17 protein-coding genes are annotated in these 18407 nt (G+C 69.3%); 15 read left to right on the top strand and 2 right to left on the bottom strand.

The features are described from left to right. The first annotated feature begins 5 nt into the window (after positions 1-5). The 5 genes from hypF to hypE all read left to right on the top strand — a co-directional run bounded on the left by hypF (position 6) and on the right by hypE (position 5518). On the top strand, positions 6-2345 hold the full coding sequence (gene hypF / locus AZSP09_RS14195) for a carbamoyltransferase HypF (RefSeq protein WP_152090399.1): 2340 nt from the start codon (positions 6-8) through the stop codon (positions 2343-2345). A 9-nt stretch (positions 2346-2354) separates the two neighbouring features. Further along, entirely contained in the window at positions 2355-2999 is a 645-nt protein-coding gene (locus AZSP09_RS14190) for a transglutaminase-like domain-containing protein (RefSeq protein ID WP_152090398.1), read from the top strand. Between the two features lie 2 nt (positions 3000-3001). Next, complete coding sequence (locus AZSP09_RS14185; protein WP_152090397.1) at positions 3002-3247, top strand: HypC/HybG/HupF family hydrogenase formation chaperone; 246 nt, start codon at positions 3002-3004, stop codon at positions 3245-3247. A gap of 79 nt (positions 3248-3326) precedes the next feature. After that, entirely contained in the window at positions 3327-4457 is a 1131-nt protein-coding gene (gene hypD, locus AZSP09_RS14180; RefSeq protein ID WP_130459426.1) for a hydrogenase formation protein HypD, read from the top strand. Positions 4458-4471: 14 nt separating this feature from the next. Next, on the top strand, positions 4472-5518 hold the full coding sequence (gene hypE, locus AZSP09_RS14175; RefSeq protein WP_152090396.1) for a hydrogenase expression/formation protein HypE: 1047 nt from the start codon (positions 4472-4474) through the stop codon (positions 5516-5518). A gap of 87 nt (positions 5519-5605) precedes the next feature. On the opposite strand, the gene AZSP09_RS14170 is transcribed toward hypE, so the two are convergent. After that, the gene (locus AZSP09_RS14170) at positions 5606-5839 is read right to left on the bottom strand and encodes a hypothetical protein (protein WP_152090395.1); all 234 of its coding nucleotides are present in this window, start codon (positions 5837-5839) and stop codon (positions 5606-5608) included. A gap of 339 nt (positions 5840-6178) precedes the next feature. Here AZSP09_RS14170 and AZSP09_RS14165 point away from each other — a divergent pair, with 339 nt between their 5' ends. The 5 genes from AZSP09_RS14165 (at position 6179) to AZSP09_RS14145 (ending at position 12952) form a co-directional block, all read left to right on the top strand. Continuing rightward, the gene (locus AZSP09_RS14165; protein WP_152090394.1) at positions 6179-7084 is read left to right on the top strand and encodes a ZIP family metal transporter; all 906 of its coding nucleotides are present in this window, start codon (positions 6179-6181) and stop codon (positions 7082-7084) included. 51 nt (positions 7085-7135) lie between these two features. Further along, positions 7136-8869 carry an enoyl-CoA hydratase-related protein gene (locus AZSP09_RS14160; protein WP_152090393.1) on the top strand — a complete coding sequence of 578 codons (1734 nt, stop codon included), beginning with the start codon at positions 7136-7138 and terminating at the stop codon, positions 8867-8869. Positions 8870-8875: 6 nt separating this feature from the next. Beyond that, the gene (locus AZSP09_RS14155; protein ID WP_014236257.1) at positions 8876-10351 is read left to right on the top strand and encodes a sigma-54-dependent transcriptional regulator; all 1476 of its coding nucleotides are present in this window, start codon (positions 8876-8878) and stop codon (positions 10349-10351) included. A gap of 148 nt (positions 10352-10499) precedes the next feature. After that, a complete protein-coding gene (locus tag AZSP09_RS14150; RefSeq protein ID WP_152090392.1) occupies positions 10500-11495 on the top strand; it encodes a HupU protein in 996 nt (331 codons plus the stop codon). Continuing rightward, positions 11492-12952, top strand: a complete 1461-nt coding sequence (locus AZSP09_RS14145) for a nickel-dependent hydrogenase large subunit (protein ID WP_152090391.1) — start codon at positions 11492-11494, stop codon at positions 12950-12952. The genes AZSP09_RS14150 and AZSP09_RS14145 overlap by 4 nt, the downstream gene beginning before the upstream one ends. 79 nt (positions 12953-13031) lie before the next feature. Here the strand turns inward: AZSP09_RS14145 and nhaR are convergent, their stop codons facing one another. Continuing rightward, complete coding sequence (gene nhaR, locus AZSP09_RS14140) at positions 13032-13952, bottom strand: transcriptional activator NhaR (protein ID WP_014236254.1); 921 nt, start codon at positions 13950-13952, stop codon at positions 13032-13034. A gap of 104 nt (positions 13953-14056) precedes the next feature. On the opposite strand from nhaR, the gene AZSP09_RS14135 reads away from it, so the two are divergent. From AZSP09_RS14135 to AZSP09_RS14115, 5 genes are all read left to right on the top strand, one after another. After that, the gene (locus AZSP09_RS14135; protein ID WP_014236253.1) at positions 14057-14440 is read left to right on the top strand and encodes an HPF/RaiA family ribosome-associated protein; all 384 of its coding nucleotides are present in this window, start codon (positions 14057-14059) and stop codon (positions 14438-14440) included. Between the two features lie 24 nt (positions 14441-14464). Continuing rightward, a complete protein-coding gene (gene htpX / locus AZSP09_RS14130) occupies positions 14465-15346 on the top strand; it encodes a protease HtpX (RefSeq protein WP_014236252.1) in 882 nt (293 codons plus the stop codon). A 178-nt stretch (positions 15347-15524) separates the two neighbouring features. Beyond that, positions 15525-16013: a nickel-responsive transcriptional regulator NikR gene (gene nikR, locus AZSP09_RS14125; protein WP_014236251.1), complete on the top strand. Its 489-nt coding sequence runs from the start codon at positions 15525-15527 to the stop codon at positions 16011-16013. Positions 16014-16023: 10 nt separating this feature from the next. Continuing rightward, positions 16024-17397, top strand: coding sequence for a sensor histidine kinase (locus AZSP09_RS14120; protein ID WP_152090390.1), 1374 nt, complete (start codon positions 16024-16026; stop codon positions 17395-17397). Between the two features lie 194 nt (positions 17398-17591). After that, complete coding sequence (locus AZSP09_RS14115) at positions 17592-18401, top strand: HoxN/HupN/NixA family nickel/cobalt transporter (protein WP_152090389.1); 810 nt, start codon at positions 17592-17594, stop codon at positions 18399-18401. Positions 18402-18407: the final 6 nt, after the last annotated feature.

Genomic DNA, 18407 nt, shown 5'->3' with positions numbered 1-18407 from the left:
CTGCCATGAACGACCTCACCCTTCCCCTGCTCTGCCGCCGGGTCCGCGTCCGCGGCCTGGTGCAGGGCGTCGGCTATCGTCCCTTCGTCTATCGCCTGGCCTTTGAGCTGGGCCTTGGCGGCTGGGTGCGCAACGACGCCGAAGGGGTGGATATCGAAGCCCGGGGCCCGGCCCCGCTGGTGGAGCGCTTCATCGCCAGGCTGCGGGCCGAAGCGCCGGAACTGGCCCGGGTGGAGGCGGTGGAAGTGCGGGAGGCCGAGCCCGAGCGCAGCCTGCCCGGCTTTCTCATCGTCGAGAGCCGGGGCGGCCACGCCAGCACCGCCATCGGCCCCGACAGCGCCCTCTGCCACGACTGCCTGGAAGAACTGTTCGCGCCCCAGGACCGGCGCCACCGCTACGCCTTCACCCACTGCACCCACTGCGGCCCCCGCTATTCCATCACCCGGGAGCTGCCCTACGACCGGGCCCGCACCAGCCTGGCGCCCTTCCCCCAGTGCCCGGCCTGCACCGCGGAATACGCCGATCCTCACAACCGGCGCTTCCACGCCGAGGCCAACTGCTGCCCGGACTGCGGGCCCCAATTGCGCCTGCTCGACGCCGCCGGCCAGCCCATTGCCGGTGACCCGGTGCGGGAGGCGGTGCGCCTGCTGCAGGCCGGCAAGATCGTCGCCCTCAAGGGCTACGGCGGCTTCCACCTGGCCTGCGACGCCCGCAATGGGGCCGCCGTGGCCGAACTGAGAAAACGCAAGCACCGGGAGGAAAAGCCCTTCGCCGTGATGGCCGCCAACGTGGCCTCGGCCAATGCCCTCTGCGCCCTGGGCGGCGACGAGGCGGGCCTGCTGGAACTGCCCGAGCGCAGCATCGTCCTGCTGCGCAAGCAGGACAATACCGACACCCAATTGCCCGGCGTCGCCCCCGGCCTGCAATGGCTGGGCCTGATGCTGCCCTACGCGCCCCTGCACTACCTGCTCTTCCATGCCGCCGCCGGCGAACCGGCGGGCCTGGCCTGGCTGGCCCAAGCCCAGGATCTGGTACTGGTAATGACCAGCGCCAACCCGGGGGGCGAGCCCCTGGTCACCGACAACGCCGAGGCGGTGGGACGCCTGGCCGGCATGGCCGACGCCTTCCTCTGCCACGACCGGGACATCGTCATCCGCAGCGACGACTCGGTGATCCGTTGCGACGAGGGCGGGGTCCAGTTCCTGCGCCGGGGCCGGGGCCAGACGCCGCGCCCCATCAAGCTCAAGGACGAGGGCCCGGCCGTCCTGGCCTTCGGCCCCTACCTGAAAAACACCCTGTGCGTGGTCAAGGGCCGGGAGGCCTATCTCTCCCAGCACATCGGCGACCTGGACAACGTGCCCACGGTGAATTTCCTGGAAGAGACGGCGGCCCACCTGCTGCACATCCTGGACGTGGAACCCCAGGTCATCGCCCACGATCTGCACCCGGATTTCCCCTCCACCCGGCTGGCCGCCGCCTTCGCCGCCGAGCGGGGCATTCCGGCCATCGCCGTGGCCCACCACCACGCCCACATCGCCGCCGTGCTGGCGGAAACCCGCTACCCCAAGCCGGTCATCGGCCTGGCCCTGGACGGCATCGGTCTGGGTGAAGACGGCGGCCTGTGGGGCGGCGAACTGCTGCGGGTGGACGGGGCCGACTGCCAGCGCCTCGGCGGCCTCTTGTCTCTGCAATTGCCCGGCGGCGACAGGGCCGCCCGGGAGCCCTGGCGCCTGGCCGCTGCCGCCCTCCACGCATTGGGCCGCAACGGCGACATCGAGGCCTTCGTCGCCCGCCGTTATCCTGATCAGCAGGGCGCCGCCATGATCGCCGAGATGCTGCGCAAGCAGCTCAACTGCCCGCCCACCTCCAGCCTGGGCCGGCTGTTCGACGCCGCCGCCGGCCTCCTGGGCCTGCGCGCCAGCCAGCGCTTCGAGGCCCAGGCCGCCATGGAACTGGAGGGCCGGGCCCACGCCTGGGAAGAGCGCCACGGCCCCGCCGCGCCCCTGACCGATGGCTGGAACATCAACAACGACGGCCATCTCGACCTGCTGCCCCTGCTCGCCTGGCTGGGCGAATGCGATGACGCCGACCTGGGCGCCGCCCGCTTCCACGCCACCCTGGCCGCCGGCCTGGTGCATTGGGCGGCCGCGGCGGCCGAACGGGCCAACCTGTCCACCGTCGCCCTGGGCGGCGGCTGCCTGCTCAACCACCTGCTTTCCCGGGACCTGCGCATGGGCTTGCAGGCCAGAGGGCTGGCCGTGCTGGAAGCCCGCCAGGCCCCGCCCAACGACGGCGGCATCGCCCTGGGCCAGGCCTGGGTGGCCCGGCAGTCCCTGGGCCGCTAGGAGTACGACGTGACAGCCCATCCACCCGAGTTCGCCCCCTACCTGGCCGCCGGCCCCATCGTCGCTGCCAATCATCCCGAGATTCGCCGCCTGGCCGCCGAACTGCAGGCCGCCGGCGACGGCAGCCCCACCGATACCGCCCGCCGCTGCTTCGAGTACGTGCGGGACCAGATCCGCCATAGCTGGGACTACCGGGCCGACGCCCGCAATCCCCTCACCTGTGCCGCGCCCCAGGTGCTGGCCGAACGCACCGGCTATTGCTACGCCAAGAGCCACCTGCTGGCGGCCCTGCTACGGGCCAACGGCATTCCCGCCGCCCTCTGCTACCAGCGCCTGACCCTGGAACCCGGCGGCGAGCGCTACTGCCTGCACGGCCTCAACGCCGTGTACCTGCCCGGGCACGGCTGGTACCGCCTCGACCCCCGGGGCAACAAGCCCGGCGTGGAGGCCCGCTTCACTCCGCCCAACGAGCAATTGGCCTTCGCCCTGGACTACCCGGGCGAGATGGATTTTCCCGGCCTCTACCCGGAGCCGGTGGCGGCCATCCAGGACCTGCTGCAACGCTGCGCCAGCGTCCAGGAAGCCATGGACCAGCTGCCCGACGCCACCGCCCTGCCTCCCGCCCCCCTGAATCTGCCTTTGAAGGAGCGCTGACCATGTGTCTCGCCATCCCCGCGAAAATCGTTGAACTCCTGCCCGACGACCAGGCCCGCATCGACCTGGGGGGCGTGCGCAAGGAGGTTTCCCTGGCCCTGGTGGAAGACGTGGCCGTGGGCGACTACGTCATCATCCACGTGGGCTACGCCCTGACCAAGCTGGACCCGGAAGAGGCCGCCAGGACCCTGGCCCTCTTCGCCGAGCTGGACGACGAAGCCCGCGCCGCTGCCATGGCCCAGGCCTGATGTCCCCGCGCCAGCCAATGCCGCCCATGGCCCCCGCCCTCTGTGATCTCTGTGCCCGCTGTGGCAAAAGGTTTTACCCATGAAGTACGTCGACGAATACCGGGACGGCGAACTGGCCCAGGGCCTGGCCGCCGCCATCGCCAAGGAGGCCCGGCCGGAGCGCCGCTACCACTTCATGGAATTCTGCGGCGGCCACACCCACGCCATTTCCCGCTACGGCGTCACCGACCTGCTGCCGGCCAATGTGCGCATGATCCACGGCCCCGGCTGCCCGGTCTGCGTGCTGCCCATCGGCCGGGTGGACCAGGCCATCCGCCTGGCCCTCAAGCACAACGTGATCCTGTGCACCTACGGCGACTGCCTGCGGGTGCCGGCATCCGACGGGCTCTCACTGCTCAAGGCCAAGGCCCGGGGCGGGGACATCCGCATGGTCTATTCCAGCGCCGACGCCCTCAAGCTGGCCCAGGAGAACCCCGAGAAGCAGGTGGTGTTCTTCGCCATCGGCTTCGAGACCACCACCCCGCCCACCGCCGTGGCCATCAAGCAGGCCAAGGCGATGGGCTTGAAGAATTTCTCCGTGCTGTGCTGCCACGTGCTGACCCCTTCGGCCATCAGCAACATCCTGGAATCGCCGGAAGTGAGGAAGCTGGGCACCGTGCCCCTGGACGGCTTCATCGGCCCGGCCCACGTCTCCACCATCATCGGCAGCCGGCCCTACGAATTCTTCGCCGAGGAATACCGCAAGCCCGTGGTCATCGCCGGCTTCGAGCCTCTGGACGTGATGCAGGCCATCCGCATGCTGGTGCGCCAGGTCAATGAAGGCCGGGCCGAGGTGGAAAACGAGTTTTCCCGGGCCGTCAGCCGGGAGGGCAACCTCAAGGCCCAGAACCTGGTGGCCGAGGTCTTTGAACTGCGCCGGGCCTTCGAGTGGCGCGGCCTGCACACCGTACCCTATTCGGCCTTGCGCATCCGCGGCGGCTTCGCCGAGTTCGATGCGGAACAGCGCTTCGGTGAGGACTACGTCAGCGTGCCCGACCACAAGGCCTGCGAGTGCGGCGCCATCCTGCGCGGGGTGAAGCGGCCCCAGGACTGCAAGCTGTTCGGCACCGTATGCACCCCAGAAAACCCGGTCGGCTCCTGCATGGTCAGTTCCGAAGGCGCCTGCGCCGCCCATTACACCTACGGCCGTTTTCGCGAACTGCCGGCCTGAGCGAAAGTCCCGCCATGAAACAGAACTACATCCGCCCCCTGGACCTCAAGCACGGCCGCGTGGACATGAGCCACGGCAGCGGCGGCCGGGCCATGGCCCAGCTCATCGACGAACTGTTCGCCCCCCTGCTGGGCAACGACTATCTGGCCCAGGGCAACGACGGCTCGGTCATGCCCCTGCCGGAAGGCCCGGGCCGGCTGGTGATGGCCACCGACGCCCACGTGGTGTCGCCCCTCTTCTTCCCCGGCGGCGACATCGGCTGTCTCTCGGTGCACGGCACCATCAACGACGTGGCGGTGATGGGCGCCAAACCCCTCTATCTCTCGGCCAGCTTCATCCTGGAAGAGGGCTTCGCCCTGGCGGACCTCAAGCGCATCGTCGAATCCATGGCGGCGGCGGCCAGGGAAGCCGGCGTGCCGGTGGTCACCGGCGACACCAAGGTGGTGGAGCAGGGCAAGGGCGACGGGGTTTTCATCAGCACCACCGGCGTCGGCTGGCTGCCCGCCGGCATCGAGCTTTCCGGCAACCGGGCAGCGGCGGGCGACGCCATCCTGGTCTCCGGCCCCATCGGCGACCACGGCATGGCCATCATGAGCCAGCGGGAAAGCCTGGCCTTCGAATCCCCCATCGTTTCCGACACCGCAGCCCTGCACGGCCTGGTGGCCGACCTGCTGGCCAGCGGCGTCCAGGTGAAGGTGCTGCGGGACCCCACCCGGGGCGGCCTGGGCACCACCCTCAATGAAATCGCCCGCCAGTCGGGCGTCGGCATGATGCTGCAGGAAGCCCGCATCCCGGTACAGCCGGCGGTGGCCGCCGCCTGCGAATTCCTCGGCCTCGACCCCCTCTACTGCGCCTGCGAGGGCCGCCTCATCGCCATCGTCGCCGGTGAAGACAAGGACAAGGCCCTGGCCGCCCTGCAGGCCCATCCCCAGGGCACCGGCGCCGCCATCGTCGGCAGCGTGCATGAGGACCCCCACCACTTCGTGCAGATGACCACCGGCTTCGGTGGCAAGCGCATCGTGGACTGGCTTACGGGGGAACAGCTGCCGCGCATCTGCTGACGGCGGAACGACAGGAAGCCGGACGCAAAAAAAACCGGCCGGGCCTTGTGGGCCCGGCCGGCTTTTTCTTTACCAGGCGGGAAGGGGTCAGTCCCGCACGACGATCATGGCGGCGGCCACGTTGCTCAATTCCTCGAGAATCATGCGACGGGCATCGGCCACATCCTTGGCGTTGGAAACCTCGTAAACATTGCGGCTGCCGTCGAGAAAACGCACGGAGGCGAGAAACGGCGCGGCACGGCGCTTGGGGCGACGCGGTGACGCAGGAGCAGCCGGGGCGGCGGGCGAGCCGGATGAAGCAGAACGACTGTGGCGTTGCATACAGCGAACCTCCCAGGTGGCGGTCAATTTTTTGACAGTAACCGCTCGTTCCCGGCCGGGGCGGCGGGAATCTGGAACCATGCTAACCAAAGCTAACTCATTGAAAAATAATACGAAGGTGATACCGACATGCTTATTGGCTGAAATCCGCCGCTAAGCCCCTAAAAATGCTGGAAATTACTTTTTCGGGAACGGCAAAAAAATCCTCATGGACTAAGGATGGAGGATGACGATTTACCAAATCGTAATTGCCAATGGCTATTGCGATCTTTTAATCAATTCATTGGATCAATCAATCCCGCTTTGCTTAAATGGCAGTAACAACACCGGGAGTCCATCATGTCCGCCTTCATCCATCAGCTTGACGACCATGTCCTGCACAGCCGCCACCCCTGGCGCCGCGGCGCCGGCCTGGCCATCGCCGTGGCCGGCACGGTGCTCCTGGCGGCCCACGGTGTGGCCGCCCTGCTCGACGCCCTGGCAAGCAGCGGCATGACCGGCGCCCTCCTGGGGGGCATGGCCGGTGCGGCCGCCACCGCCGCCGGCGCCGTGGCCATGCTTTTCCTCGGCAAGCTCAACGGCCGCCGGGAAGACCAGCTGATGGCCTTCGCCGCCGGGGTGATGCTGGCCACCGCCATCGTCTCCCTCTTCATTCCTGCCATCGAAGCCGCCGCGCCGGTTTTCGGCAACGCCTCGCCCCTGGCCGTGCTGCTGGCCCTGGGCGCCGGGGTCGGCCTGATGCTGGGCCTGGACAAGGCCCTGCCCCACGCCCACGCCGTCAGCGGTGTCCATGGCCCGGCCACCCATGCCTCCCGGGGCCTGCTGCTGGCCCTAGCCCTGTTCCTGCACAACTTTCCCGAAGGCATGGCGGTAGGCATCGCCGCCAGCGGCGGCGCAGGGGCGGTGGTGCCGGTGGCCCTGGCCATCGCCGTGCAGGATGTGCCCGAGGGCCTGCTGGTGGCCCTGGCCCTGGGCGCTGCCGGCATGAACCTGCGGCGAGCCGTGCTGCTGGGTGCCGCCACCGGCCTGGCCGAGCCCGTGGGGGCCTGGATCGCCGCCACGGTCCTGGGCGACAACCCGGCCCTCTACCCGGTAGGCCTGGCCTTCGCCGCCGGCGCCATGGGCTTCGTGGTCTTCCACGAAATGCTGCCGGAACTGAAGAGTCGGGGCGGCCTGCCCCAGGTCTCCGGAGCCCTGGCCGGCGGCATCGCCCTGATGCTGGGGGTGGACCTCTTCCTCGGCTGATTGCGTTACATCAAGTCAAAAAAGCCCCGGGGCCGCTAGAATTGCGGCCCTATGGCTTCCCTGCGCATCCTCCTCCTCACCCACACCTTCAACAGCCTGACCCAGCGCCTCCACGCCGAACTGACGGCCCGGGGCCATGAGGTGTCGGTGGAGTTCGACATTGCCGATTCGGTCACCGCCGAGGCCGTCGCCCTCTTCCGCCCCGACCTGATCCTGGCCCCCTTCCTGAAGCGGGCCATCGCCGAGGAGCTGTGGTCCAAGCACCTGTGCCTGATCGTGCATCCGGGCATCGTCGGCGACCGGGGCCCCTCGGCCCTGGACTGGGCCATCCAGAACGGGGAGGAGACCTGGGGCGTCACCGTGCTGCAAGCCGAGGCGGAAATGGATGCCGGCCCGGTCTGGGCCAGCGCCGAATTCCCCCTGGGCGGCGGCAAGAAGGCCAGCGTGTACCGCCAGGAAGTGACCGAGGCCGCCTGCCGCGCCTCCCTGGAAGCCATTGAGCGTTTCCAGGCCGGCGGTTTCACGCCCCGCCGCCCCGACCCGGCCGATCCTGCGGTACGAGGCCGGGAGCGCCCCCTTATGCGCCAGACGGACCGGGCCATCGACTGGACCCGGGACGACACCGCCACGGTGCTGCGCAAGCTCAACGCCGCCGACGGCTTTCCCGGCGTGCTCGACGAACTCTTCGGCGAGCCCTGCCATCTCTACGATGCCTGGCGGGAAGCGCGGCTGCGGGGCACGCCCGGCGCCATCATCGCCCGTCGCGAGACCGCCCTGTGCCGGGCCACGGCGGACGGCGCCCTGTGGCTGGGCCATGTAAAGCGGGGCGCGCCCTACCCCCACGCCTTCAAGCTGCCCGCCACCACGGCCTTCGCCGAGCGGCTGGCCGAGATCCCGGAAGCGCCCCTGGACGGCTGGTTCGCCGCCGACCATGCCACCTGGCAGGACATCCGCTATGAGGAGGCCGGCGCCGTCGGTTTCCTCCATTTCGACTTCTACAACGGCGCCATGGGCACCGACCACTGCCAGCGCCTGCTGGCCGCCCTCCACTTCGCCCTGGAACGGCCAACGTCCGTGCTGGTGCTGATGGGCGGGCGGGACTTCTGGTCCAACGGCATCCACCTCAATCTGATCGAGGCCGCCGATTCCCCCGCTGACGAATCCTGGCGCAACATCAACGCCATGGACGACCTGGCCGAGGCCCTCATCCGCGCCACCGGCAAGCTCACCATCGCCGCCCTGGGCGGCAACGCCGGCGCCGGCGGCTGCTTCCTGGCCCGGGCCGCCGATCTGCTGTGGGCCCGCCAGGGCGTCATCCTCAACCCCCACTACAAGAACATGGGCAACCTCTACGGCTCCGAGTTCTGGACCTACCTGCTGCCGCCCCGGGTCGGCGCGGACGGGGCCCGGGCCATCATGCAGCACCGCCTGCCCATGACCGCCGACGAGGGCGTGGCCCTGGGCTTCCTCGACGCCGCCCTGGCCGGCACTCCGGAGGCCTTCCGCGTGGATGTAGCCCGCTGCGCCGCCGAGCTGGCCGCCGCGCCGGACCTGGCCCAGCGCCTGGCCGAGAAGGCCGCCCGGCGGGCCTCCGACGAGGCCGAGAAGCCGCTCTCTGCCTGGCGCGCCGAGGAGCTGGCCCACATGCAGCGCAACTTCTACGGCTTCGACCCCAGCTATCATGTGGCCCGTTACCACTTCGTGCACAAGTCGCCCCAGTCCTGGACGCCGCGCCACCTGGCGAAGCACCGGGACCTGGGCTGGAGCGTCCCCGAGACGAACTGAAGCGCCATGAAAAACGTCCCCGCCCTGCCTGCCGTCCTCGTGGTGGACGATGAAGTCCGCTCCCAGGAGGCCCTGCGCCGCACCCTGGAGGAAGACTTCACCGTCTTCACCGCCTCCGGCGCCGACGAGGCCATGGCCATCATGGAGCGGGAGCAGGGCGCTAGCGGCGGCAAGGGCGTGCAGGTGGTGCTGTGCGACCAGCGCATGCCCGGCACCTCCGGCGTCGCTTTCCTCACCGAGGTGCGCCAGCGCTGGCCCGACGTGGTGCGCATCGTCCTCTCCGGCTACACCGAGGCTGGCGACATCATTGCCGGCATCAACGAGGCCGGCATCTACCAGTACCTGCTGAAACCCTGGCAGCCGGAACAGCTGCTGCTGACCCTGAAGAGCGCCGCCAACGTGTGGCGCCTGCAGCAGGACAACCAGCGCCTCTCCCTGGAACTGCGCGCCGCCGAGCCGGTGCTGGCGAGCAAGGTGGAGATGAAGTACGAGCGGGTGAAGCGGGAGCTGGGCCTGGACGGCCTCACCCGCAGCGCCGGCAGCCCCATGAACCCGGTCTGCGACATGGTGCAGCGCATCGCCCCCTACGACCTCTCGGTGCTGCTCATGGGCGAATCGGGCACCGGCAAGGAAATGCTGGCCCGGGCCATCCACTACCAGAGCCGCCGCGACCGCCAGGCCTTCGTCGTGGAAAACTGCGGCGCCCTGCCGGACCAGCTGCTGGAAGCGGAACTCTTCGGCTACAAGCGAGGCGCCTTCACCGGCGCCTACGAGGACCGCATCGGCCTCTTCCAGCAGGCCGACGGCGGCACCATCTTCCTCGACGAAATCGGCGAGACCTCCCCGGCCTTCCAGGTGAAGCTCTTGCGGGTGCTGCAGGAGGGCGAATTCCGCCCCCTCGGCAGCCCCCGGCCGGTGAGCGTCAATGTGCGGGTGATCGCCGCCACCAACCGGGACCTGGAGGCCGAGGTGCGGGAAGGCCGCTTCCGCGAGGACCTCTACTACCGCCTGGCCACCGTCACCCTGCACGTGCCGCCCCTGCGGGAACGGCCCATGGACATTCCCCTCTTGGCCCAGCGCCTGCTGGAAGCCTCCCAGAAGGCCCTGGGCAAGACCGTGCAGGGTTTCACCACCGAGACCCTGGCCTGCATCGCCGCCTACCGCTGGCCTGGCAACGTGCGGGAACTGCAGAACGAGATCCTGCGCATGCTGGCCCTGTGCGAAGGCAAGCAACTGGGCGCCGAGCTGCTCTCGCCCCGGGTGCTGCGGGCCCCAGTGGGGGTCCATGAGGATGCGGAACTGTCCTTCCTCGCCGACCTTTCCGGCGGCCTCAAGGAGCGCATGGAGCAGTTGGAAGCCAAGGTGGTGAAGGAGGCCCTGATCCGCCACCGCTGGAACAAATCCAAGGCCGCCGCCGACCTGGGCCTCTCCCGCGTCGGCCTGCGCAACAAGCTGGTGCGCTACGGGCTGGAGAAGGGGTGATGCTTAAGATCGTTGCCACAGAGGGCACAGAGGACACAGAGTTTTTCCGGGCTGTGCAACGGTCGGCGCCTGCTTCAAGCGTGAGGAACGGCAAATTCCAGAGGACACCCTCTGTGCTCTCTGTGTCCTCTGTGGCTAAAAGATTTTCATGAACCTACTCTGGCTCCAGGCCGGCGGTTGCGGCGGCTGCACCCTCTCCCTGCTCGGCGCCGACGCCCGGGACCTGCTGCGGCAGCTGGAGGACGTGGGCATCCATGTGCTCTTTCACCCGGCCCTCTCCGAAGCTTCCGGCCCCGAAGCCCTGGCCATCCTCGAAGACGCCGCCAGCGGCAAGGTGCCGGTGGACATCCTCTGCGTCGAGGGCGCCGTGCTGCGGGGGCCCAACGGTAGCGGACGTTTCCACATCCTCGCCGGCACCGGCATTCCCATGCTGGACTGGGTCCAGCGCCTGGCGAACCAGGCCCGCCACGTCTTCGCCATCGGCTCCTGTACCGCCTTCGGCGGCGTGCCGGCGGCGGGGGAGAACAGCACCGACGCCTGCGGCCTGCAGTTCGAGGGCGACGAGAAGGGCGGCATCCTCGGCGCCGAGTGGCAGAGCGCCGCCGGCCTGCCGGTGGTGAATGTGGCCGGCTGCCCGACCCACCCGGGCTGGGTGGTGGACAGCCTGATGGCCCTGGCCCTGGGCCAGTTGCAGGCCAGGGACCTGGACGCCCTGCAGCGCCCCCGTTTCTATTCGGACCAGCTGGTGCACCACGGCTGCCCGCGCAACGAGTTCTACGAATTCAAGGCCAGCGCCCACAAGCCATCGGAGCTGGGTTGCCTCATGGAGAACCTGGGCTGCAAAGGCACCCAGGCCCACGCCGACTGCAATACCCGGGTGTGGAACGGCGTCGGCTCCTGCCTGCGCGGCGGCTACCCCTGCATCTCCTGTACCGAGCCGGGCTTCGAGGAGCCGGGCCATCCCTTCATGGAAACGCCCAAGGTGGCGGGCATTCCCATCGGCCTGCCCTCGGACATGCCCAAGGCCTGGTTCGTCGCCCTCGCCGCCCTGTCGAAATCGGCCACGCCGAAACGGGTTCGGGAAAACGCCGCCGCCGACCATCCGGTGGTGATGCCGGCCATCCGCAAGACGGGGTTGAAATGAGCAAGCTGGTGTTGGGTCCCTTCAACCGGGTCGAAGGCGACCTGGAGGTGAGCCTGGAGGTAAGCGACGGCGCCGTGCACTCGGCCCGGGTGAACGCCCCCCTCTACCGCGGCTTCGAGCCCATGCTGCTGGGCAAGGCGCCCCTGGATGCCCTGGCCATCGTGCCGCGCATCTGCGGCATCTGCTCCGTGGCCCAGTCGGCCGCCGCCGCCAGCGCCCTGGCCGAGGCCATGGGCCTGATCCCGCCGCCCAACGGCCGCCTCGCCCGCAACCTGATCCAGGCCGGGGAAAACCTGGCGGACCACCTGACCCACTTCTACCTCTTTTTCATGCCGGACTTCGCCCGGGCCGCCTACGCCGCCAAGCCCTGGTTTGCCGAAACGGAGGCCCGCTTCAAGGCCCAGACGGGACGGGCCACGGCGGAGATGCTGCCCGCCCGGGCCGGTTTCATGCGCCTGCAGGGCTACCTGGCCGGCAAATGGCCCCACACCATGGCCCTGCAGCCCGGCGGCACCACCCGGGCGGTGCTGGCGGCGGAGAAGATCCGCCTCTACGCCGTGCTGCGGGAGTTCCGCGCCTGGCTGGAAAGCACCCTCTTCGGCGACGCCCTGGAAACCGTGGCCGCCCTGGATTCGGCCGACGCCTTGCGGGCCTGGGCCGCCGGACGCCAGGCCGACTTTCCCCGCTTCCTGGCCCTGGCCGACGACCTGGGCCTGCAGCAGGTGGGCCGGGCCGGCAATCTCTTCCTGAGCGTCGGCGCCTACCCGGGCTCCGTCGGCAGCCTCTTCCCCGCCGGCGTCTGGGACGGGGCCAAGGGCCGCCGCGCCGAGCTGGACACCGCCCGCATTGTCGAGGACCTGAGCCACGCCTGGCTGGCCGGCGACGCCCCCCAGGCTCCCGCCCAGGGGCAGACCCGGCCCCTGCTGGAGAAGGAGGACGCCTACACCTGGTGCAAGGCCCCCCGCTACGGCGGCCAGGTGGCCGAGGTGGGCGCCCTGGCGCGGCAACTGGTGGCCGGCCAGCCCCTGGCCCAGGACCTGGTGCGTAACGGGCAAGGGAAATCCGCCGGCGGCAACGTCACCGCCCGCATCGTCGCCCGCATGCTGGAAATCGCCGCCCTCATCCCGGCCATGGAAAACTGGGTGCAGCAGCTGGCCCCCGGCGAACCTTTCTGCGCCCACGGCGAACTGCCGGATACCGCCGTCGGCGTCGGCCTCACCGAAGCCGCCCGGGGCAGCCTGGGCCACTGGCTGACGGTGAAGCACGGCGCCATCGCCGGCTACCAGATCATCGCCCCCACCACCTGGAACTTCTCCCCCCGGGACGCCGCCGGCACCCCCGGCCCCCTGGAACAGGCCCTGGTGGGCCTGCCCATCCCCAAGGACGAAGCGGCGCCGGTGCTGGTGCAGCACGTGGTGCGCTCCTTCGATCCGTGCATGGTGTGCACGGTGCATTAGGCACCGGCCGGCGATCCAGAAAAGACGGGAATTTCAGGCATGGGCTGGCTAGCAGCCCCGTCCCGCCTGCCTTCCAGCCCTACCCCAAAGGCAGCTTCTCCGCCCCCAGGCGGATGGCCTCCACCGCCGGGTGACGAATCTTGCGCTCGTTGGAGATGGCGTAGAACTGCTCCCGCACGTCCTCCATGCCGCCCACCGGGCGGGCGCGAAACTGCTCCTCGAGGGCGTCGGCCAGCAGGGTCGGGGCCGGGAAGAGGCCCAGGCCGGAACGGCCGAAGGTCATCATCAGGGCGCTGTCCTCGAATTCCCCCACCACGTCGGGCCGCAGGTTGCGGGCCGAGAGCCAGGCGTCGATGCGGCCGCGCAGGGCCGTGTCCCGGGTCGGCAGCAAGAGGGGGGCGCCGTTGAGGGAATCGGGAAAGCCGGGGCCGTAGCGCGCCGCCAGCTCTGCCGTGGCGAAAACACCCATGCGGCACTCCCCCAGGGGATGGCTGTACACCCGCAGATTGGGACGGCTGCCGGCGGGACGGTCGGTGAGCACCACGTCCAGCTTGTGCAGGGCCAGGTCGGCCAGCAGTTCGTCGAATTCCCCTTCATGGCAGACCAGGCGCACCGGCTGGGGCAGGTCGATGGCGGCCTGCAGCAGGCGGTAGGCGATTAGCTTGGGCAGGGCGTCGGAAATGCCCACGGTCAGCTTCAGGCTGGCGGCGGCGGACTGGAGCTGCAGGGCCTCCTGCAGCTGCTCGCCGAGGAGGAAAATTTGGTCGGCGTAATGCAGGGCGGTGCGGCCCGCCTCGGTCAGCACCAGGCGCCGCCCCTCCTGGGTGAACAGGGCGGTACCGAGGGACTGTTCCAGTTCCTTCAGCTGGGCGCTGATGGTCTGCACCGCCACCCCCAGGCGCTCGGCGGCGCGACTGATGCCGCCTTCTTTGGCCACCACCCAGAAATAATGGAGATGGCGGTGGTTGAGGCTGGCCGGGGAGGTGTTGGGGGCGCTCATGTTCAGTATTTTACGAAGTAATGATTCGATTCTCTCTGCTTTTTCCTGACAACGAAAGCCCCTAAGCTGCGTTCTCGATTCGCTTTCTGCCACAGGAGGACGCCATGCAACCCACCATCATCGCCCGTCGCATCGACATCGGTGCCGAGATCCGCAGCTACGTCGCCCATCGCCTCGGCTTCGCCCTGGACCGCAGCCGCCATCGCATCCGCGCCGTCACCGTGCGCCTGATGGACCGCAACGGCCACCGCGGCGGCGTGGACAAGCTGTGCCGCATCCAGGTGGAAGTGGACGGCCAGGCCCCGCTGGTGGTCAGCGACGTGGCCGGCGACCTGCGGGCCGCCATCGACGGCGCCGCCCACCGGGCTGCCCAGGCCCTGGCCCGGACCCTGCGGCGCAGCGTCGCCCCCCTGCGCCGCCAGGGCCGTCTGGCCCGCCGCCTGCCCGCCGCCGAAGAGGCGGAGCTCAATCTGCAACCTGCCTTCTGATCCAGTCTTTACCGGAGCAATACCATGAAACGCGTTCTGATCTTCCTTGCCACCAACCTGGCCATCATGGTGGTCCTGGGCCTGGTCATCAATCTGCTGGGCCTCAACCGCTTCCTCACCGCCAACGGCCTCAACCTGCCCATGCTGCTGGGGTTCGCCGCGGTGATGGGCTTCGGCGGCTCCTTCATTTCCCTGTGGCTGTCCAAGCCCATGGCCAAGTGGAGCACCGGCGCCCAGGTCATCGAGCAGCCGCGCAACCCCACCGAAGCCTGGCTGGTGGACACTGTCGCCCGCCTGGCCAAGAACGCCGGCCTGCCCATGCCGGAAGTGGCCATCTACGAAGGCGAGGCCAACGCTTTCGCCACCGGCCCCAGCCGCAACAACTCCCTGGTGGCCGTGTCCACCGGCCTGCTGCAGTCCATGAGCAGGGAGGAAGTGGAGGCGGTGCTGGCCCACGAGGTGGCCCACGTGGCCAACGGCGACATGGTGACCCTGACCCTGATCCAGGGCGTGGTGAACACCTTCGTCTTCTTCCTGGCCCGGGTGGTCGGCTATCTGGTGGACAGCTTCCTGCGCAAGGACAACGAGGAATCCTCCGGCCCCGGGCTCGGCTACATGGTGACGGTGGTGGTGTGCGACATCGTCTTCGGCATCCTCGCCTCCATGATCGTCATGTACTTCTCCCGCCAGCGGGAATTCCGGGCCGATGCCGGCGCCGCCCGGCTCATGGGCAACAACCCGCGCCCCATGATGGCGGCCCTGCAGCGTCTCGGCGGCTTGTCCCCCGAGCCCCTGCCGGCCAATATGGCGGCCTCCGGCATCGCCGGCGGCAAGGGCTGGATGAGCCTCTTCTCCAGCCACCCGCCCATCGAGGAGCGCATCGCCGCCCTGCAGCAACGCGGCTGAGCATCGAGGCGCTGCCCATGGCGGCGCACCGCATCCCCAGGCCCGCTCCGGCGGGCCTTTTCTTTTGCAGCAAAGACCCCGGCGCCGCCGTGAAGCCCGGTGCCTTTTGGTAGACTGGCGGGCATTGCGCCGGCCTGCCGCATTCCGCGGCCTTCCGCCCGCCGGCGAGGGAGAACGCATGGAACGCATCACCATTTCCCTGGACGAGGACCTGGCCCGGGAATTCGACGCCCTCATCGCCGCCCGGGGCTACAGCAACCGCTCAGAGGCGGTGCGCGACATCCTCCGCTCCCAGCTGGAAACCTGGCGCCAGGCGCGCAAGGAATCGGACCACTGCGTCGCCAACCTCTCCTACGTCTACAACCACCACGAGCGGGAACTGGCTGAGCGCCTCACTTCCATCCAGCACGACCACCACGACCTCACCGTGTCCACCCTGCACGCCCACCTGGACCACGAGCACTGCATCGAGAGCACCATCCTCAAGGGGCCGACGGAGGACGTGCGGGCCTTCGCCCAGGCCCTCATGGCGGAGCGCGGCGTGCGCCATGGCCAGCTCAACCTGGTCACCGTGGAACTGGACGAGAGCCAGAAGCAGCACAGCCACAAGCACAGCCATGCCCACGGCCACGGCTATCGCCACCTGCACCTGAAGCCCAGCCGCTAGTCCCGCCGCCATGACCGCCAAGCGTCCCGCCCGCCCCCTGCTCGACGGCAGCCTGCTGCCGGAGCCGGCCCAGCTGCTGGAGGGGGTGAACGAGAAGGTGTGGATCGAGGTGATCCAGAAGATGGACGAGGTCTACAACGACCTGCTGCAGTACGAAGTGGCCCTGGAGCAGAACAACGCCGCCCTGGAGGAGTCCCACCGCTTCATCGCCAGCATCCTCGCCTCCATGTCCGACATCCTGGTGGTGTGCGACCGCCACGGCGCCATCGAGGAGGTGAACCCGGCCTTCCAGCGCTACACCGGACGGGACGAGCCGACTCTCAAGGGCACTTCCATCTTCGACCTCTTCGCCGACGACAAGGCCCGGGACAAGGCCCGCAGCTTCTTCGCCAGCCAGAGCCACGACGGCGCCCAGGACGTGGAGCTGCCCCTGCAGGCCGAGGACGGCGGCGCCGTACCCGTTTCCTTCAACTGGACGCCCCGCCTCTCCGGCACCGGCAAGCTGATCGGCATGGTGGTCACCGGCCGCCCGGTGGGGGAACTGCGCCGGGCCTACCGGGAACTGCGGCAGACCCACGAGGACTTGAAGCGCACCCAGCAGCAGCTGCTGCACTCGGAGAAGATGGCCTCCCTCGGCCGCCTGGTGGCCGGGGTGGCCCACGAACTGAACAACCCCATCAGCTTCGTGCTGGGCAATGTGCTGGCCCTAAAGCGCTACGCCGGGCGCCTGGAAACCTATCTGGAAGCGGTACACAACCGGGGCTGCGACTGCATCCCGGAACTGGAGGAGCTGCGCAGCGAACTGCGCATCGACCGCATCCTGGAAGACATGTCCCCCCTCATCGACGGCATGATCGAAGGGGCCGAGCGCACCCGGGACATCGTGGACGGCCTGAAGCGCTTCTCCGCCCTGGACCGGGAGGCGGCGGAACGTTTCAACCTGGCCGAGGTGGTGCAGCGGGCGGTGCGCTGGGTGGCCAAGAGCGCCCCGCCCAGCTTCACCGTGCGCACCGAGCTGCCGGCGGAACTGCCCCTGCGGGGCTCCCCGGGGCAGCTGCAGCAGGTGGTGATGAACCTGGTGCAGAACGCCCTGCAGGCCACCGCCGCCCAGCCCGGGGGAGAGCTGCTGATCAGCGGCGAACTGGGGGACCGGGAACTGCGCCTGACCTTCCACGACAACGGCCCCGGCATTCCCGACGAAGCCCTGGGCCACCTCTTCGACCCCTTCTTCACCACCAAGCCGGTGGGGGAAGGCACGGGCCTGGGCCTTTCCATCTCCTACGGCATCGTCGAACGCCACGGCGGCCGCATCGTCGCCAGCAACCATCCCGAAGGCGGCGCCGTGTTCCGCCTGACCCTGCCCCGGGACCTCCCCGCCGCCTGAAGCCCCCCGGCGGCACCCTGCTGCCGGCACACCTGCCCACGGCCCCAGCCCGGCCGGCCGTGGAGCGGATCGAGCCCGTCGCCCCGGATTTCCCTGCCGCTTTCTGATCCAGGTCAACCCCAATCGTGTGACGGAAAGTTTATTCTTCACATCTTCTAACCTTCTGCCGCCCGCCGGCGGCCCCCTCACGGCCCGTGGATACCCTGCCCGACAACTGGCTCGCCCTCGCTTCCCTGGTGTTGATCCTGGGCATGAAGCACGGCTTCGACGCCGACCACCTGGCCACCATCGACGGCCTCACCCGCTTCAACAGCCGGCGCAACCCGGGCCTGGCGCGCTACTGCGGCACCCTCTTTTCCCTCGGCCACGGCGCCATCGTCATCGCCATCGCCCTGGCGGTCGGCACCCTGGCGGACGTGTGGCAGGTGCCCGAATGGTTCGAATGGGTGGGCGGCCTCATCTCCATCGCCTTCCTCACCCTGCTCGGCGCCGTGAACCTGCGAGCCGTGCTGGCCGCCGCTCCGGGCGAGATGGTGCGCCCCGCCGGCATCAAGGGCCGTTTCCTCGGCCGCCTCACCGAAGCCGGCCACCCCCTGCTGGTGGCCGCCGTCGGCGCCCTCTTCGCCCTCTCCTTCGACACCCTGTCCCAGGCCGCCCTCTTCGCCTTCACCGCCACCCGCCACGGCGGCTGGGAACACGCCCTGGGCCTTTCCCTGCTGTTCATGCTGGGCATGCTCATCACCGACGGCATCAACGGCCTGTGGATCTCCCGCCTCATCGCCCGGGCCGACACGGTGGCCCTGGTGGCCTCCCGGGTCATGGGCCTGGTGGTCTCCGCCGTCAGCCTGCTGGTGGCCGCCTTCGGCGCCGCCAAGATGCTCTCCCCCGCGGTGGAAGCCTGGAGCGATGGCAAGGAACTGGCCTTCGGCTTCGCCCTGGTATGCATCATCGCCGCCAGCTTCCTGCTCGCCCTGCGCCTCGCCCGCCGGCCCCTGCCGGCCTGAACCGCC

Origin of the sequence: Azospira sp. I09, assembly GCF_009177135.1 — a bacterium.
Taxonomy (GTDB): domain Bacteria; phylum Pseudomonadota; class Gammaproteobacteria; order Burkholderiales; family Rhodocyclaceae; genus Azospira; species Azospira oryzae.
This window is presented reverse-complemented; position numbering and strand designations above follow the sequence as displayed.